The organism is Endozoicomonas sp. ALE010 (assembly GCF_049310165.1).
GTDB lineage: Bacteria > Pseudomonadota > Gammaproteobacteria > Pseudomonadales > Endozoicomonadaceae > Endozoicomonas.
On the sequence record NZ_JBLYNV010000009.1, the window covers coordinates 84,296 to 102,547 of the forward strand.

At 49.9% G+C, this 18,252-nt stretch carries 15 protein-coding genes; 9 read left to right on the top strand and 6 right to left on the bottom strand.

Going from position 1 to position 18,252, the window contains the following annotated elements; translation table 11 throughout:
- The first annotated feature begins 354 nt into the window (after nucleotides 1-354).
- From ACO6UY_RS06270 to nfo, 4 genes are all read left to right on the top strand, one after another.
- A complete protein-coding gene (locus tag ACO6UY_RS06270; RefSeq protein ID WP_422489394.1) occupies nucleotides 355-1,521 on the top strand; it encodes a phosphoglycerate kinase in 1,167 nt (388 codons plus the stop codon).
- A gap of 449 nt (nucleotides 1,522-1,970) precedes the next feature.
- Complete coding sequence (locus tag ACO6UY_RS06275; RefSeq protein ID WP_422449659.1) at nucleotides 1,971-2,597, top strand: transcription termination/antitermination NusG family protein; 627 nt, start codon at nucleotides 1,971-1,973, stop codon at nucleotides 2,595-2,597.
- Nucleotides 2,597-3,553 (top strand): alpha/beta hydrolase, encoded by a 957-nt coding sequence (locus ACO6UY_RS06280; protein WP_422449658.1) that lies wholly within the window; start codon nucleotides 2,597-2,599, stop codon nucleotides 3,551-3,553. Before ACO6UY_RS06275 ends, ACO6UY_RS06280 begins: the two co-directional genes overlap by 1 nt.
- Nucleotides 3,554-3,710: 157 nt before the next feature.
- Nucleotides 3,711-4,562 carry a deoxyribonuclease IV gene (nfo, locus tag ACO6UY_RS06285; protein ID WP_422449657.1) on the top strand — a complete coding sequence of 284 codons (852 nt, stop codon included), beginning with the start codon at nucleotides 3,711-3,713 and terminating at the stop codon, nucleotides 4,560-4,562.
- 132 nt (nucleotides 4,563-4,694) lie between these two features.
- Here nfo and ACO6UY_RS06290 read toward each other — a convergent pair whose 3' ends face one another.
- On the bottom strand, nucleotides 4,695-5,399 hold the full coding sequence (locus ACO6UY_RS06290; RefSeq protein ID WP_422489396.1) for a hypothetical protein: 705 nt from the start codon (nucleotides 5,397-5,399) through the stop codon (nucleotides 4,695-4,697).
- A gap of 617 nt (nucleotides 5,400-6,016) precedes the next feature.
- Between ACO6UY_RS06290 and ACO6UY_RS06295 the strand changes: the two genes are divergently transcribed.
- A complete protein-coding gene (locus tag ACO6UY_RS06295) occupies nucleotides 6,017-7,453 on the top strand; it encodes a hypothetical protein (RefSeq protein ID WP_422449655.1) in 1,437 nt (478 codons plus the stop codon).
- Between the two features lie 186 nt (nucleotides 7,454-7,639).
- Here ACO6UY_RS06295 and ACO6UY_RS06300 read toward each other — a convergent pair whose 3' ends face one another.
- Nucleotides 7,640-9,355 (bottom strand): hypothetical protein, encoded by a 1,716-nt coding sequence (locus tag ACO6UY_RS06300; RefSeq protein WP_422449654.1) that lies wholly within the window; start codon nucleotides 9,353-9,355, stop codon nucleotides 7,640-7,642.
- Between the two features lie 328 nt (nucleotides 9,356-9,683).
- Between ACO6UY_RS06300 and ACO6UY_RS06305 the strand changes: the two genes are divergently transcribed.
- The 4 genes from ACO6UY_RS06305 to ACO6UY_RS06320 all read left to right on the top strand — a co-directional run bounded on the left by ACO6UY_RS06305 (nucleotide 9,684) and on the right by ACO6UY_RS06320 (nucleotide 11,428).
- Nucleotides 9,684-10,067 carry a hypothetical protein gene (locus ACO6UY_RS06305; RefSeq protein WP_422449653.1) on the top strand — a complete coding sequence of 128 codons (384 nt, stop codon included), beginning with the start codon at nucleotides 9,684-9,686 and terminating at the stop codon, nucleotides 10,065-10,067.
- Between the two features lie 141 nt (nucleotides 10,068-10,208).
- The gene (locus tag ACO6UY_RS06310; protein WP_422449652.1) at nucleotides 10,209-10,403 is read left to right on the top strand and encodes a hypothetical protein; all 195 of its coding nucleotides are present in this window, start codon (nucleotides 10,209-10,211) and stop codon (nucleotides 10,401-10,403) included.
- Nucleotides 10,404-10,664: 261 nt separating this feature from the next.
- A complete protein-coding gene (locus tag ACO6UY_RS06315; RefSeq protein ID WP_422449651.1) occupies nucleotides 10,665-10,946 on the top strand; it encodes a hypothetical protein in 282 nt (93 codons plus the stop codon).
- A 98-nt stretch (nucleotides 10,947-11,044) separates the two neighbouring features.
- Complete coding sequence (locus ACO6UY_RS06320; RefSeq protein ID WP_422449650.1) at nucleotides 11,045-11,428, top strand: hypothetical protein; 384 nt, start codon at nucleotides 11,045-11,047, stop codon at nucleotides 11,426-11,428.
- 98 nt (nucleotides 11,429-11,526) lie between these two features.
- Here the strand turns inward: ACO6UY_RS06320 and pntB are convergent, their stop codons facing one another.
- From pntB to ACO6UY_RS06340, 4 genes are all read right to left on the bottom strand, one after another.
- Complete coding sequence (gene pntB / locus ACO6UY_RS06325) at nucleotides 11,527-12,927, bottom strand: Re/Si-specific NAD(P)(+) transhydrogenase subunit beta (protein ID WP_422449649.1); 1,401 nt, start codon at nucleotides 12,925-12,927, stop codon at nucleotides 11,527-11,529.
- A gap of 15 nt (nucleotides 12,928-12,942) precedes the next feature.
- Nucleotides 12,943-14,475, bottom strand: a complete 1,533-nt coding sequence (locus ACO6UY_RS06330; protein WP_422489398.1) for a Re/Si-specific NAD(P)(+) transhydrogenase subunit alpha — start codon at nucleotides 14,473-14,475, stop codon at nucleotides 12,943-12,945.
- Nucleotides 14,476-15,373: 898 nt separating this feature from the next.
- Nucleotides 15,374-16,882, bottom strand: coding sequence for a glycerol kinase GlpK (glpK, locus tag ACO6UY_RS06335; protein WP_422449647.1), 1,509 nt, complete (start codon nucleotides 16,880-16,882; stop codon nucleotides 15,374-15,376).
- An 85-nt stretch (nucleotides 16,883-16,967) separates the two neighbouring features.
- Nucleotides 16,968-17,786, bottom strand: a complete 819-nt coding sequence (locus tag ACO6UY_RS06340) for an MIP/aquaporin family protein (protein ID WP_422449646.1) — start codon at nucleotides 17,784-17,786, stop codon at nucleotides 16,968-16,970.
- Between the last annotated feature and the right edge of the window lie 466 nt (nucleotides 17,787-18,252).

Here is an 18,252-nt window from a genome sequence, read left to right on the forward strand (position 1 = left end):
TTACTTTGGTGGAAGCTGAGTGTTGGTATCCTGTAAAGTCTGAGATCCTGAAACGCCATAAGTTGTCACCAGCTATCCCCGCACCATTAACGTTTTCAAACAACATCCACGATAAATTTTGTGACCCTTTGGAAACTCTTGGATCACCGTTTGATTCAGGTCATAAGAGCGTATCAATGCATACCTGAAGTGTCATTTATGTGCTATTGTCCCCGACGTTTTTTCGCTATTCCCCAGGCAATTTCTTCCAGGCAGGTATTAATAAGTAGCTAACCATATGAAATATGGCCAGCTACTTAAACAATGCTTACCTCTGAGAAACTCAGCCATCAGTGAATATCAAGAGGGCTCCCAATGAACGTTTTAACAATGACCGACCTGGATCTGGCAGGCAAACGCGTGCTGATCCGTGAAGACCTGAATGTTCCGGTAAAAGACGGCAAGGTCACCAGTGACGCCCGTATTCTGGCGTCTCTGCCAACCATCGAGCAGGCTCTGGCAGCCGGTGCTCACGTCATGGTGACCTCTCACCTGGGTCGCCCGACTGAAGGTGAGTATGAAGAGCAGTTCTCCCTGAAGCCAGTAGCAGACTACATTGGCAACCTGCTGGGTAAGGAAGTTCGCCTGGTCAAAGACTGGGTTGACTTTGGTTTTGACGTGGCAGCCGGAGAGCTGGTTATTCTGGAAAACTGCCGTTTCAACGTCGGCGAAAAGAAAGACGACGAAGCCCTGTCCCGCAAAATGGCCGCCCTGTGCGATATTTATGTGATGGATGCTTTCGGCACTGCACACCGCGCCCAGGCTTCCACCCATGGTGTTGGCAAGTTTGCCGCTGTTGCCTGTGCCGGTCCACTGCTGGCGGCCGAGCTGGAGGCTCTGGGCAAGGCTATGGATAAACCAGAGCGTCCGATGACGGCGATCGTTGGTGGTTCCAAGGTTTCTACCAAGCTGACCGTGCTTGAGTCGCTGTCCGGCGTTTGTGACCAGCTGATCGTCGGTGGCGGTATCGCCAACACCTTCCTGGCAGCTGCTGGCAAAAATGTGGGCAAGTCCCTCTACGAAGCAGACCTGATCCCTCAGGCCAAAGCCCTGATGGAAAAGTGTGATATCCCGATGCCAGTGGATGTGGTTTGCGGTAAGAAATTCGATGAGAACGAGACCGCCATCATCAAGTCGGTGGATGAGGTTGAAGATGACGATATGATCTTTGACGTTGGCCCGGAAACCCAGAAGCTGTTTGCCGACGTTCTCACGGCAGCAAAAACCATCCTGTGGAATGGTCCGGTGGGAGTTTTCGAGTTTGACCAGTTCGGTGAGGGTACCCGTTCACTGTCCATGGCCATTGCCAACTCAGATGCATTCTCCATCGCTGGCGGTGGCGATACCCTGGCCGCTATCGACAAGTACGGCATTAAAGATAAAGTGTCGTACATTTCCACCGGTGGCGGTGCCTTCCTTGAATTTGTCGAAGGCAAGGTTCTGCCTGCAGTAGCCATGCTCGAAGTAGCAGCCAAGTGCTGATCGGTCGATCAAAAGAGCCGGAAGACAATTTATGTTCTTCCGGTATTTTTCCTTCCTTTCCCCCCCTTGTTTACTTGCTTCCCTGAAAAAATAGTCTTTCCATAAAGGACTCTGCTGCTGATTGAGTATTGTCTGAGTGACTGAGTCCTGTAGAATGCTCTCGTCGAACACCTTTAGATCAGCTGATTCTATTGAATGCAGAAACCAACTGCTGGCCTGCGTTAATGTGCTTTTTACTGGCATAGTTCTTGTATTCAGCACATACACTGACTTCTACTGTCGTGTGCTGCCCTCAATAAATAAGGGCAATGTTAACTGTACGACAGCCCGGCAACTTGCCAAATTGGCTGAATGTCTGATGATGAAGTTCACACATTGCAGGGAACCACTTCATGGCACTCTACCTGACCGTTGGTTATTTTCAGTAAACGTCGTCAAAAGGATTTGTTATGTCATCTGAACAAGCGGCTTTGCAACAGGGATGGTATCTGCTGAAAGCCAAAAACCGGGAAGAGGTTCGTGCCCGGGATAACCTTGAGCACCAGGGCTTTGAGGCCTATTGTCCTCTCATTCAGGAAAAAAGCACTCGCGTTCCCCTGTTTCCGGGCTATCTGTTCATCCGCTTAGACAAGGACGCCCTTCCCTCTTTTCACAAAATCCGTTCAACCCGGGGCATCGCCCAGGTTGTCCGGTTTAATAAGATCAGTCAAAAGCTATATAACGAAGGGCGACTTCCTGAAAAGGATATGGGCAAGCTACTACCCAGGCCGATACCTGATGGTGAGCAGCTGATCGACCAGATTGAGGCATTTGTCTGGAAATACAATGGCCGCATTCCGGATGAAAAGCCAGACTCCGTCAGCTTCAAAGAAGGTGAGTCGGTACTGTATAACAACCCTCTTTTCCAACATCTTGAAAGTACGTTTGTCAAAGGTGTTAAGATCGACCGTGGTATTATTCTTATCCAGTTCATTGAAAGTCAGCGAACTGACGAAGGCATTGAAGAAAAGATTGTTGCCAGAAAAGAGATAGAAGTTCCCTTAAAGGACCTCCAGAAAGTACCTGTAGAAAGTTAATGGACAAACTTAAGCTTATCTCTGATATGCGCCCGCTCTCGTACGGCCTGACTCCGTATCCTCACGAGCAGGCATACTTTGAGTATTACCGCATTGACCTGGAAAAGCGCCTCCCTGATGTCCAGCATTGCCTGGGGTATATAAACAGCACTGAATACCGCATTGCCTGCCACTTATATACCCGACCTGAAGCCAAAGGCTCGGTATTTCTGCTCCATGGCTACTATGACCATGTCGGCTTGTTTGAGCATATTATCCGCTTCTTTATTGAAGAAGGCTTTAACGTTCTGGCCTACGATCTTCCCGGTCACGGGCTTTCCAGTGGCCAGCCAGCGACCATTGAAGACTTTGCACACTATCGCCTGGTGCTGGCAGATGTTATGCAGTACTGCACGTCAATGCTGCCCGGGCCATGGCTTGCCTACGGTCAGAGTACAGGGGGTGCCATTATTACCGAGCTTTTGCATCACCATACCAGGCAAGGCACGCCGATGCCTTTTGATCAGGTTATCCTGTCTGCTCCACTGGTTCGGCCCTGGTTATGGAAACTCAGCCGACTACAGCTCTATCTGGTCCGGCCTTTTATTCGCCAGATTCCCAGACAATTCAAAGATAACTGTCGGGATGAAGACTTCCTGAACAGAGCGCACAATGATCCACTGGCACCAACCGTGTTACCCACACAATGGGTCTCTGCTTTAGACCGCTGGATTCGAACAATAGAGTCATCCAAAGAGCAAATCCCGTTAAGCCCGCTGATCCTTCAGGGCACGGATGACACCACAGTGGACGGCCCCTATAACATTCAGGCTTTAGGGCAACTATATCGCTCGCCCAAAGTCCTCTGGCTGGAAGGTGCCCGGCATCACCTGCCGAATGAGCTGACAGAAACTCGGGCTCAATATATGCAATGGTTATCAAAAGAGATGGATGCCCGGCAGGCTGACCGGGAATAGCCCCCTCCAGACAACTCTTTCCAGTAGGCGACCCCGACGCAGGAATGGCATAAAATTGAGGATAAAAATCCCGATTACAAGCACCTTGTAGCAAGCACATTATAGATGGTGCCTACCGTTGCACTTATCCCATAAACTCCACAGGAAGTCCCAATCAATGAAATACATAGGAGCACACGTCAGTGCGGCCGGTGGTGTCGAAAATGCCCCGGTGAATGCTCATGAATTAGGCGCAACCGCCTTTGCCCTGTTCACCAAAAATCAAAGACAGTGGAAGGCCAAACCACTGTCAATGAAGAGCATCGAGTTATTCAGAGAGCGTTGTGAGCAATATCATTTCACACCGCAACAAATTCTTCCCCACGACAGTTATCTGATCAACCTGGGTCATCCGGAGCAGGAAGCCCTGGAAAAGTCCCGGGCGGCATTTATTGATGAGATGGAACGGTGTATGCAGCTCGGTCTTGACCGACTGAACTTTCACCCGGGCAGTCACCTGAGAAAAATCGGGGTATCGGACTGCCTGGGTAAAATTGCCCAATCCATCAATATAGCCCTTGAGCAAACTCAGGGCGTGATTGCGGTGATCGAAAATACCGCAGGCCAGGGCAGCAACCTGGGGTGGCAATTTGCCGAAATCGCCGAAATCATTGATCAGGTGGACGACAAAAGCCGTGTTGGTGTCTGTCTGGATACCTGCCACACTTTTGCTGCCGGTTACGACCTTCGCACACAGGACGCCTGCCAGAAAACGTTTGCCGAGTTCGAGCAGGTCATTGGTTTTCAGTACCTGAAAGGCATGCACCTGAATGACTCCAAAGGTGCACTGGGCTCACGAAAAGACCGGCATCACAGCCTTGGTCAGGGCGAGATTGGCTGGGAGGTGTTCCGCTATATCATGGCTGACAGCCGGTTTGACGGCATTCCCATGGTTCTGGAAACCATTGATGAAACCCTCTGGGCGGACGAGATAGAGTCACTGAAAATGATGTCCGGAGCCTATCCGTAACCGAAGGATACTCCCGCCGGGCCGGGCGGGAGGTGAATTTTGTCAGCCTCCTAGAGTCCTGAGTTTCCGCCTTTAGGCCCTATGGGTCCTTCGACAGGCCTCAGGGTGTACGGGTATTAACACTTTTCTGCACTAGTATTCTGCATGCATTTCCATCTGTTCATTGCAATCCGCATTCCCCGTTCTTAAACGGATACGTGTCAGGAACTCCCCAGCAGTCAAACCCACTTCTTCTCCTGGTGGCAAGCTGTCGTCTGGCTGCCCGGAGACTCCATCTACAGAGTTGGCGGGACTGAGCAGAGCTTTCAAGTTGTCCAACTTTTGTCGGTCGTCACTGCCCTGATCATTTAACGTTTCCCAAAAAACATTCAGGGTATCGCCGAAATACTTCGCCATGCTATTGGCTACATACTTTTCCCTGTCGACCATTGCGACGGGGCAATAATTTTCAACTCTTGGAATTATATAAAAGTACCTGGTGTCGACTAATGGTTCTGGCACACGGAAAGTAATGCAATATTCTTCTTCCCAGAAATCTTCTTCCAGGAAATCTTCTCCCCAGTAATCATGATGGGTGGAGTTTATATCTTCATACTGTCTGGAAACCTCAAATATACCGTATAAGCTCTCATAATCGGAAAAGTATTTATCAAGAAAGTCGTTTATCTTAATACTTTCCACAAAGAAGAAGTAATCATCTGATGAATCCAGAGCTGGCGTTTCATTTGCCCTGATAGTCCGTTGGATCGCATTGGCTGCCTCATCAGCAAGCCCTTCCTGGTACAGCTTGTCTCTGACCTGTCTGGTGAAACGTGCTTTTGCGTCTTCAGAATACACACTCTGGGTACAATACACCGTGCATTTTTTGCTGTCCTTTAATTCATCACGGATCTGCTCCCGAATTCGATCCAACAGTTGTACTCCTGAAGGTAGTAAACAGCGACCAACTGGTGTTGATGCGGTTTCCCTGCCCACGGCACCTTCTGGATTATCTCCAGGCATCTGAGCACTTACATCAGCCGCTGGTATTTGATGGATGTTTCTTGCCCCATGCCGGGTGCTCGGTCTGCCCTCGTCTGGATGGTTTGAACCATCTGTGTGGGGAAAAGCACCCCCCTGCACTGTCGATAAGTTCATCTCGTTACTATCCTCATGTTTTAATTCATGAATATAGTCTGCAATCCGGGTTGCAGATTATTGGTACTCTGGATGTGTACCTGGCAGTAAAAAACCAATAGATAGAATTCATCAAAAAAAGTTCCATATATTTACTTTCTCCCCGCCAGCACCTGGAATCGATTGTTCACAACATAATCAAAAATTAAAACGAACGTTTTTCTAAAAAAAGTGTCCAACTTTTAACAGTTCGATTTTATGAACCATCGTACTGCATAATCCAAAACAGATAATTCAGTTTTATCAAATAGTTATTTCACAGAAGGAGCTGAGAAGTCATGATCAGGGAAGCAATACCAGGCGTGGATGAGCGCTATCCGGGTTTATTTTTACCAGCACCTGAAATAGCGGTGTCACAGGGGTTGGCGAACGACAGGAAAAATTCCACTGAACAAATGCCAAAGACAGGCCAGCCTCTGAATCATCGAGCCCTCAAAGTAGCCTACGTGGGAATGGGCCCTATTGCCCTTTACAATGCATTGCAATTGAAGGCAGGGCAGCCTGATACGGATATAGAAATGTTTGAAAAGAGAGCAGAATACGCTCGAAATCACACAGTTCACATTGATGATCACTGCTTCAGATCACTGAAGAGTTATGACCATCCGGTGTTAACACAGGGAATGGCGCAGCTTAGAGATAAAATCCGCAGGCAGCATGGTCATATCAGTTGTAAAGAGCTTGAAACCGATCTGAAGTTAATTGCCCAACGAATGGGCATCACCCTGCACGCTGGCAGTGATTATGAAGTGGTTGCCATTGGCGATGGTAAAGTAACGTTTACATCAGGAGAAGCCCTGTTTGATGCCCTTGTCTGTGCCGATGGCGCACATTCAAAAAGTAGAAAAGCGTTACTGAAAATGGCAGATAACCCCGGCTACCAGGGAGAAGATATTGCCTTCTCCGAACTGTCATCAACCGATGAAGACAGTGAGTTTACCTCAAAAAAAGACCTGCAATATCGAGTCAGGGTAAAATACCAGGTCAAGGGCCCAACGAAAAAGCTGGCCAGTGGCTGGCTCAATCTTTCCCGCTATGTTTATGCAACCTTCAAACTGATGTTATCACCGGTCGAAGAGAGAATTCGCCCACTCAATGAACAGACCAATGAGGTCACCATCGACTTTTTTATTTCGAAAGCAGAGTTCGAGAGTCTGTCTGGCTACAACCTTGGCCATGCCGCAAAGCTCTCCGACAGTAAAGTAAGGGATAGCCTGAAAGAAAAAATAAAAAACTGGCAGGCGATAAAGCAGCAATACTGCCAGGAAACCCTCATTGCTGACACTGAAGAATTGACGCCCCATACCCTGTCTATTTTTCATGCCCGAAAAGTTCACCATGTCACGCCATCCGGCAAGCTTATCTGCATCGCCGGAGATGCCGCCACATCACTTCCCTATTACCGCTCGTTGAATAACTTTCTGGTGGTAGGTGCCAAACTTGGCAGAAAGCTGGCATCGGCAAGCAGGGCAGATTTAGCCAAAACAGGCGAAGCCTATGAGCAATACGCCAGCCGTCGTGCTCGCTGGGAAGGCTTTAAAGCCAAACTCAAAAACTTCATGATCAACGTTATGAAACTCTGTTTATGGATAAGTAATAAAGTGTACTGGAAAATCAATGTCTGGGATCCGTTGAAACTTAAGGATTGGAGAAAGACATTACCCGAATGGGAAATTCAACGGCATCATCCCACTGCAATGTTAACCGTTGGATAATCGGAGGCAGTCCGAGAATAGACTCACCTCACAAAACGGAATGGTTATTCTTGATTTTCACCACCCTCACCATGGGGTCGCCCGGACGGGCGCTATGCTCGGACCAGACGGGATGCGTGTATGCTTTCAATGTTTATCCTCATTAATCTGACGTTTGATGGCGGGCTGCCGGTTCTGGATTCACTGTCAGACATCAATCGACCGCAAAGAAACCAGTTCCATGCTATCCCGTTTGTACCCCATAGCGGGTGCATGGCAGAAAATCGCATCTTTGATCCGGGTAATGGGCCGCAGGACTAACTCTTTGCCCCTTAACCCTCCCTTATAGCCCTGGTACCACTCGTAGCTGGTATACAGCACAACGCCACCGGTGAGAATGCCCGCTACTACCCCTCCGGCCAGGGCAGGTAACGGAATGCCTGCATCCACTTCGTCGGTGTTAAGGAGCGATGAAGTATTGCCGTTATCGATTGTGTTAACCGATAAAGAATCCGGTGAACTTGACAGGCTCGTCGATAACGATGTTTTTGCGCTCGGTGAGTAGTTCCGGTAATCGGGGCTGTCTGTGGTAGCCAGGGTTACAGTGCTGTTGCCATGTGTTTCCAGAGGTGAAGATAATACGTCATCTGTTGTTTGAGCGCTGCCGACTGTAGTAGTTGTGGCGAGACGTGTGGATGAAGATAATTCGTCAACTGTTGTTGGAACGCTGGCGGCTGTAGTGGTGGTTGTGGTGAGTCGTGTGGTTGGAGCATCACTGCTTACCGTCGAGCATTTTGCCTTATTACAAACAGGAATTTCCATCCTGCTACGCCTACCACCAGTCCTGGTCAGTTTGGTGTTACAGGCATAGGTGCGAGTAAATGGATAAGCAGTGTCGCCAGCGGCTATGCCTGCGTAATTGCCCTTGATCTCACTGTTGCAGGCAGTGGTATCGGTGATTTTTACATTAGCCCTGTGTAGATAGCCAACTCCCACTGCAGCATAGCCCTTTATAGCATAGAGACCTCTTCCTTCAGCGAATATCTTACAATCGATAGCGGTTGTCTGGCTAATCTCTATGTTCTCCCCTTCAAACTTAGATTCAGCCGCAGCAATTGCCACAGCACCTCTAGTATGGGTTGAATACCTGGAGGAAATGTTGACCTGCCTGGCAGTGGTGTTACGGATCACACAATCATTACTAGCGAAGGTAGCGGCAACAGCTACCCGCCCCTCGGCGGACAATTGACCACCTTTGGCCAAAGTATTTTCGATTGTGCTTCCATCACAGTGTACTGTTACAATGCCCGTATCGGATACTGGGCGAAAGAAACCCCCACGAGCCCCTTCGGATTTCAATATGTTGTTGATAGCAGTGGTATTGCTAATAGTGCATTTATCTGCGTTGGCAACAACTACCGCAATCATTGGATCTATTGTCCCAGGTCTCTGCACAAGCAGGTTGTTATTGATGGCAAGGGTATCCTCTATAGTTGTGTCTTTCGCATCAGCTGCAACACCACCTGCAACAACCTCAAGCGTTTTGCCTACCAGCCAGTTATTGGTGAGTCTTGAGTTGCTAACAGTGACTCCTTCCATTTTCGCAGCCATCCAGCCAATGTGTAACTTCTGAGGAGTTTTGTCTGAAGGTTCTGCTGTGATCCGGCAATAGTCAATCGAGTTGCTGTCAAGGGAGGCATCCCCACTGGCTACTCCGGTCAATATTGCTGCAAATGCCGGTTGTTTAAATTTGTAATTTTTGTTTGTATCGTATCGAACATCTGCGATCATCTTCGAGTGCCTGACCTGGTTACCCTCCAGTTTTGCGCCGACGGTCTCACCCGCCAGCATTCCCAGCCTCAAAGCATTGCTGCCGTCATGCACCACAGTGATAATAGAATGTTCCACGGTGTTATTTTTCAACAGTGCGCCTTTGTCGGCTTTACAGGTGACAAGGCCCTTAGAACCAAAGCTAGTGATACGTATATCGGCTTTTTCGACCACCAGGTTACGAACTATCCCCCCCTGCCCCAACGTCGAGAAGAGGCAGCTATCCAGGTTGCTAATTCTCTTACCGTTACCGTTGTATTCACCAGTGAAGTACGGGATGGCTGAGTGGTTGCCAGCATCAAAATGAGCCTCCTGTATATAGGTACAATTGGGTAGATAGCCTTGCTCATTCCCTATCCTGATTCTGGCCAGGTCAGCACTGCTCCGAACAGGAATCGGCTCGCCCCTGCACCCCGGCGGGGTGGTTGCCGAACTGGTCGGTTGTGATGTTGGGAAAGTCGAAGGCGAAACAGCTGAACTCGACGATTCTGAAGATGTTAGCGTTGGCGATAAAGCAGGAGAACTGGTCAATTCCGTAATTGTCGGAGACAAAGACGAAGTGCCGACACTTTCCTGCCGTGAGCTTGATAGCACTCGAGTTAGCGTTGCAGAACTGGCCAATTCTGAAATTGTCGAAGCCGACGATGAAGTGACAACACTTTCCAGCTCTGAGCTTGATAGTGCTGGTGTTGACATTGCAGGGTGGGTCAAATCTGAATTGATCGAAGACGACGAAGTGAGTGTACTTTCCAAATGTGAACTTGACGGTCTCACCGGGAACGATGTTTTTGTACTCAATGGGTAGCTCGGGGAATCAGGGCTGCTTGTGGCAGTCGGGGTTGCCGTGCTGTTGGCCGGTCTATCCAGAGATGAAGATAGAGGTGAAGATAAAAGTTCAGTTGTAGCCTGGCCTCTGTAAGCAGTGGTGGAAACATCAGGACTTTCAGTGGTTAGCATCGTTGTCGAAGCCAGTGAACTGGCAGACTGTGGGCTTGACCGACTCGGCGAAGGCATTCTGCTCGATTTTGAAATTGTCGAAGTCGGTGACGAAGACTGTGCACTTGATGGCATGGATGATGACGTCAGACTGATCGATTCTGACATTGCCGAAGCCGACGATGAAATGCCGACACTTTCCTGATGTGAACTTGATAGTGCTGGCGTTGCAGAGTGGGTCAATTCTGAATCGATTATAGACGACGTAGTTTGTCTACTTTTCAACTGTGAACTTGACGGACTCACCGGGAACGATGTTTTTGTACTCAATGGGTAGCTCGGGGAATCAGGGCTGCTTGTGGCAGTCGGGGTTGCCGTGCTGTTGACCGGTCTATCCAGAGGTGAAGATAAAAGTTCAGTTGTAGCCTGGCCTCTGTAAGCTGTGGTGGAAACATCAGGACTTTCAGTGGTTAGCATCGTTGTCGAAGCCAGTGAACTGGCAGACTGTGGGCTTGACCGACTCGGCGAAGGCATTCTGCTCGATTTTGAAATTGTCGAAGTCGGTGACGAAGACTGTGCATTTGACAGCATGGGTGATGACGTCAGACTGATCGATTCTGACATTGCCGAAGCCGATGATGAAGTGCCGCCACTTTCCAGCTCTGAGCTTGATAGCGTTGACGTTGCAGGACTGGATGATTGTGAAACTGTCGAAGACGGCGAAAAAGTCATTGGGCTGGTCGGCTGAGAACTTGACGCCGATGACGATGACGATGGCATTGCAGTATTGGTCGATGGTGAGGTTGATGTAGCAGTGCCAGGCGGTTCTTTACTGGTTCCCGGATTGTGGTCTTGCGACGTCTGGCCCCCACAACCCGGCAGGCTGGCCAGCGCCAGACAGGCCATAGCCACCTGGTTAATGGTATTGAAGTAGCTATCGGCGGGTATGGCTTTCTGGGCCAGACGCAGGGCCAGCTCTTTAGGTTGAATTTCCAGCTGTATCCATGGGCCACCCGACTGATCACTGCGTTGCCCGGGGTCAAAGTCCGGATGAAAGGATTTAGCCACTGTCTTACTGACATTCCAGATACCCGACCACCACGAACCCTCCGGGATATGGCCACTATCAGTGGCAGCCGAATCAGACGGTGGTGTCATGGTTACGCAGGAAGTAAGTACAGAGTGCATTTCAAAGTTTCCGAGGTTACAGGATTCGGAATACAAATGTAGATGCAAATAAGAATGATTGTTTTTTATTTTTAATAGTACCGGGATTACTGAGCGTTCCTGGCTGACAGCGCTTGCTGCCAGCCGGAAAGAAGGGAATATCAAAACTGTTTGAGAATCTGCTCAACGCTGTCGGTGGCATCACCAAACAGCATACGGCTGTTGTCACGGAAGAACAGTGGGTTCTGGACACCCGCATAGCCGGTCGCCATCGAGCGTTTGAAGACGATCACTTCTCCGGCTTCCCAGACCCGCAATACCGGCATGCCGGCAATAGGGCTGTTGGGATCTTCAGCCGCCGCCGGGTTCACCGTGTCGTTGGCACCGATCACCAGAACCGTATCGGTATCGGCAAAGTCATCGTTGATTTCATCCATCTCTTCCACGATGTCATAAGGCACCTTTGCCTCAGCCAGCAGTACATTCATATGGCCCGGCAGACGACCGGCCACCGGGTGGATACCGAAACGAACTTTGATCCCACGGTCCCGCAGCTTCTTGACCAGGTCACGAACCGGGTGCTGAGCCTGGGCAACCGCCATACCATAGCCAGGCGTGATAATAACACTGGCGGAGTTCTTCAGCTGTTCCGCAACGTCTTCTGCGCTGACTTCGGTATAGTCACCCTGATCACCACCTTCGACGATCGTCCCCTCTGCGGTGCCAAAGCCACCCAGAATCACCGAAATAAACGACCGATTCATGGCTGCGCACATCAGGTAAGAGAGGATGGCACCGGAAGAACCCACCATGGCACCGGTAATGATCAGCAGGTTGTTGCCCAGCATAAAGCCAGTCATGGCCGCCGCCAGACCTGAGTAAGCGTTCAGCATGGAGACCACCACCGGCATATCGGCACCGCCAATACCCAGCACCAGGGTGATACCAAAGGCAAAGGCCAGCAGAGTGACCAGCACCAGGGCCAGAATACTGTGCTGCTGTACATAGACAACACCCATCAACACTGCCAGGCCAAGGATAGCCAGGTTGGTCCAGTGCTTACCGGGCAGTGATACCGGACGGCTGGAAATCTTGCCATGAAGCTTCAACGCCGCCACCACCGAGCCACTGAACGTCACCGCACCAATAATAATCCCGATAAAGATTTCCGAGCTGTGAATCAACTGCTCAGCGGACATGACCAGGTCTTTCAACTGACCAGCCAGTGAGTCATTGGCTTCCAGCGCACTGGCAAAACCAATCAGTACGGCGGCCAGACCACCAAAGCCGTTCAGAATGGCCACCAGCTGTGGCATTTCCGTCATCTGGACTTTAATCGCCAGATAAAGACCAACACCCGCACCCACTATCATGCAGAGCGTTACCAGAGTAATACCGGCAATATGGGCATGTGCCAGGGTGGCCAGAACGGCCACCACCATCCCGGTGATGCCGTAGATATTGCCGTTTTTTGCCGTATCCTGTCGGCTAAGCCCGGCAAGACTCATAACAAACATTAATGCAGCGACCAGATAAGCCGCTACCAGTAATCCTTCAGACATTGCGAGCGACTCCTGTTAATCCAGACGGAACATCTTGAGCATCCGCTGGGTAACAGCGAATCCACCAACAATATTGATGACAGCGACCGTGATGGCAATATCCGACAGGGCAAGTACGATATTGTTGTCACTGCCCATCTGGACCAGACCGCCAACCACCACAATGCCGCTGATAGCGTTGGTAACACTCATCAATGGCGTATGCAGCGCAGACGTCACATTCCAGATAACGTAATAGCCGACGATGGAAGCGAGGACAAAAACGGTGAAATGTTCCAGGAAACTGCCGGGGGCAGAGTTAGCCACACAACCAAAGAGGACAGCACCGACAGCCATCAGTACCGGCTTCAGCCAGGGCCTGGCCTTTGCTTCCTGCTCGGGCTCTTTAGCCACCACCGGTTCCGGCCCGGCAGCCGGGGCTGCACTGACTTTCACCGGGGGTGGTGGCCAGGTGATGCTGCCGTCACGGATCACGGTCAGGCCACGGATCACTTCATCATCAAAGTTGATATCAATCTGCCCATCCTTGTTTGGACAGAGCAGCTTCAGCAGATTCACCAGGTTAGTGCCGTATAGTTGCGATGACTGGGTAGGCAGACGGCTTGGCAGATCGGTATAACCGATCACTTTTACGCCATGGGCGACAGTGATCTGGTCCTTGACGGTACATGCACAGTTACCACCGGTCTGAGCAGCCAGATCGACAATAACACTGCCGGGCTTCATGGCCTTGACCATTTCTTCGGTGATCAGCTTTGGTGCCGGTTTACCGGGAATAAGCGCCGTGGTGATGATGATATCAACGTCTCTGGCCTGCTCCATAAAGAGCGCCATCTCAGCATCAATAAACGCCTGGCTCATCTCTTTCGCATAACCATCGGAAGAGTCCTGTTCTTCTTCATAGTCAAGCTCGAGGAACTCCGCCCCCATACTCTCAACCTGCTCTTTGACTTCAGGCCGGGTATCGAAGGCACGCACAATGGCACCCATACTGCCCGCTGCACCCAGGGCAGCCAGGCCAGCAACACCGGCACCAATGACCAGCACCTTGGCTGGCGGAATTTTACCAGCCGCCGTGATCTGGCCATTAAAGAAGCGGCCAAACTCGTGGGATGCCTCAACCACCGCACGATAGCCACCAATATTGGCCATTGAACTCAGGGCATCCAGGGACTGTGAGCGAGACAGGCGCGGTACGCTGTCCATTGCCAGAATGTTCACATTACGCTGGCTAAGCTTATTCATCAGTGCTTCATTCTGGGCTGGCCAGATGAAGCTGGCCAGGGTAGCACCATCTTTTAGCAGTGCAATTTCATCATCAATGGGCGCGTTCACCTTGAGAATAATGTCTGAATTCCAGACTTCATCACGATCAACGACCCGGGCACCAGCCTGAGTAAATGCTTCATCCCCAAAGCTCGCTTTTACCCCTGCACCTCGTTCAATGACGACGTCAAAACCGAGCTTCTGCAACTTGCCCACTGTCTCGGGCGTTGCAGCAACACGATTCTCGTTTTCCTGGACCTCTCCAGGGATCCCTATGCGCATAACGGTCACCGGAAGCTAAATTAATAGACTTTTCATTCAGTGCATCAGCACCCAGGAGCCTGTCGGACTTAAGACTGTCCTACTGCGGTTGCGATAAATTGGTCTAAAAATTCCTGCTTCTTCGTCAAATAGCCCCGCTATTCTCCTCAGAAGCAGAAATTTTTATCCTCAATTTCTCGCAATCCTCGCTACGGACGCTTAAGTCCGACAGCTCCTAGTGCAGAAAAGCGTTAATACCCTTACACCCCGTTCATCCTGAGCTTGTCGAAGGATGGTGCCACCGTACTTCGACAAGCTCAGTACGAACGGTATGGGTAGCAACGCTCAGCTGCACTAGCGCTCCTGAACCGGATACAAGGAGCCAGTTCAGAGTGCTTACCCCAATCAACAATGCTGGAACTTTTACTGTGAAAACGACCAACGTTCTTACCTGATTTGTACATTGACAAGATCACAGGAACCGACAACAAACGACATCATTCTCACACCAAAAATTCAGGCATATTGAACTGTTTCATAAGATGGAAACCCCGTGCAGGCAGCCTGTCTCAGAAGCCCTTCTTATAAATCAGGGCACACATAGTAAGTGATTTTTTGACAAAGTGGTAATTAACAACACTTGTTAGTGGGATTACCTATTTACCTGTATGCCGAAAACTTTGGCCAACTTTGATAATCCACAGGCAATCTTGCACAGGCACTATCGGTCAGTGTTGAGTGATGAAAAGTTAACTGTGGTTATGGAGGACGGAAAGAATCTTCCCAAAAGGGCAGGAATGCTGCGAAACAAGGTTTGATTTATAAGGCTACAGTTGTATATATCGAGCACAGACTCCACACATTAGCCAAAGCAGTGCTCAGGGTAGCAAATGCACCCTGAGCCCGTGAACACTTCCGTTTATTCCTGGTCTTCCCATTTCAGGCTGCGTTCTACGGCTTTCTTCCAGCCTTTGTACAACTCTGTGCGCTGCTCATCATCCATCACCGGAGTATAAACACGATCAACGCCTACCTTGCCCTTAAGCTCATCAATGCTCTTCCAGAAACCAACGGCAAGACCTGCCAGATAAGCAGAACCCGCTGCTGTTGACTCCGTCACCGTTGGACGAACCACTTCTTTATTCAAAATATCTGACTGGAACTGCATCAGAAAGTTATTGGCAACAGCACCACCATCCACACGCAGCTGTTTCATTTCGATACCGGCATCCTGCTGCATCGCTTCAATCAGATCACGGGACTGGTAAGCAATGGCTTCCAGCGTGGCACGCACAATATGGTTACGGTTGGCACCACGGGTCAGACCGAAAATGGCACCACGGGCATAAGGATCCCAGTAGGGCGCTCCCAGGCCAACAAAGCCCGGTACGACATATACACCATTGGTGTCTTTTACTTTGCCGGCAAAATATTCGGTATCTGCCGCATCACGAACCAGGCCAAGCTCATCACGAAGCCACTGAACAGAAGCCCCACCCATAAAGACAGAGCCTTCCAGGGCATAATGCACCTTGCCATCAATACCAAAGGCAATGGTCGTTAAAAGACCATTTTCAGACTTCACTGGAGCCTCACCGGTATTCATCAACAGGAAGCAGCCTGTACCATAGGTGTTCTTGGCCATGCCTTTCTCATGGCACATCTGACCAAACAGGGCAGCCTGCTGATCACCTGCCATACCAGCCACCGGAATCCGGGTGCCGCCTTCACCACCGATGTTGGTCTTGCCATACACTTCCGAGCTGGACTTCACTTCAGGCAGCATGCTGCGCGGAATATCCAGCGTCTGCAAAATGGTGTCATCCCACTCCAGACGGTTGATATCAAACAGCATGGTCCGTGAAGCGTTGGTTACATCCGTCACATGGGCGCGGCCATTGGTGAGCTTCCAGGTCAGCCAGGTATCCACGGTACCGAACAACAGGTCACCTTTCTCGGCACTTTCACGGGCACCTTCGACGTTATCAAGAATCCACTTGATTTTTGTGCCAGAGAAATAGGCGTCCAGAACCAGACCGGTGGTTTCACGGATATGACTTTCCAGACCGGCTTTTTTTAATTGTTCGCAGATCTCCGTTGTACGACGGCATTGCCATACAATGGCGTTATAGACCGGCTGACCGGTAGTTTTATCCCAGACAACAGTGGTTTCACGCTGATTGGTGATACCAAGTGCAGCCACCTCATCCGGGCGAATATTGGTTTTTGCCAGCACCTCGGTCAGAACCGAACTCTGGGTCGCCCAGATCTCCATCGGGTTGTGCTCAACCCAGCCGGGTTGGGGATAGTGCTGGGTAAACTCTCGCTGAGAAGTCCCTACGATTTCACCATCATGGTTAAAAATAATGGCCCGTGAACTGGTTGTACCCTGGTCAAGAGAAACAATGTATTTCTTTTCAGTGGTCATTCTTTTGTCCTTGATTCCTTAATTGGCAGGGGGCCCTGCCTTCTCACAAAACTCACAAAATTCACAAAAAGCGGCTAATAAACAATCAGACGGTTTTGATTTCACAATCAGGTGTTGCGCAGTCAACAGGCTCCACCTGCTTACCCAGCACATTGATGTAAAGCCACGCACCGGTCATGGCACCACAGACAGGCGCAACAATCGGTACCCAGAAATAGGGGTTGGCTCGTGCACCCGTCAGCGCCACTTCGCCCCAGCCTGCAAAAAAGGCAAAGAGTTTCGGGCCAAAATCCCGTGCCGGGTTCATGGCAAAACCGGTCAGAGGGCCGAAAGAGGCACCGATAACAGCAATAAGAATACCGATGAGAAGGGCAGAAAGCGCACCGTTGGAAACACCATTATTTTCATCACCGATAGCCAGAATTCCGCCCATGAGCACAGCGGTGATGACAAACTCGACAGCGAAGGCCTGCAGGTTAGTCAGTGCCGGGTTGGCATATGTCGAGAAAATACCCGCTGTGGCCAGACTCTCCTCAGAGCCACGAACAATATGATGGGTCAACTCATAATCAGCGAATAAGCCACTGTACAGGAAGTAAACCAGGGCCGCAGAACAGAAAGCACCCAACACCTGGGCAACAATAAAGGGCACGACCTTGTGTTTGTCGAAGCCTTTAAAAACAGTTAATGCAAGCGTGACTGCCGGATTCAGGTGAGCACCGGAAATGCCGCCGGTAACATAGATGGCAATGGCAACACCAAGCCCCCAGACGATGGACACTTCCCACTGACCAAAATCAACACCAGCCAGAACGAGCGCCGCGACACAACCCACACCAAAGAAAATAAGAAGACCTGTGCCTATAAACTCGGCAAGACATTCCCCAAGCAATGATTTTCTCATAATGGCTACTTCCACCTGCTTTACGCAGATTAATATTTATTAATTAAGGCATAGTCGTTTATTAAAAATAAAGAACTCAACAAATGCCCTCTTGTCGACAAAATATTGCAAATAAAAACAAACATTATCAACCCTTAAGATTGATATGAATCAAGCAATTGCCAAAAAAGACAGCCAGCTTCGGGAAATACTCACAAAAACAACTAACAGAACACAATTCTTAACATGCGCATCATGAGCTTCAATTAACCACTAAGAAATTATTCCGCAATAAGTTCCGCATCTGACCTAGTACATGGTTTCAATGTAATTGATGGGTTCCTTCTATCAATGACTCCCAAGCTCCGTTCGTCCTGAGCGGAGATTGTACACATCAAACTCATTGAAATGATGTACTAGTTAAGGCCGCTACCCGCTTCCCGCAAAAGCACAAGCGGCCTGTCTTTTTCGGGCAGCGATTTTTTTA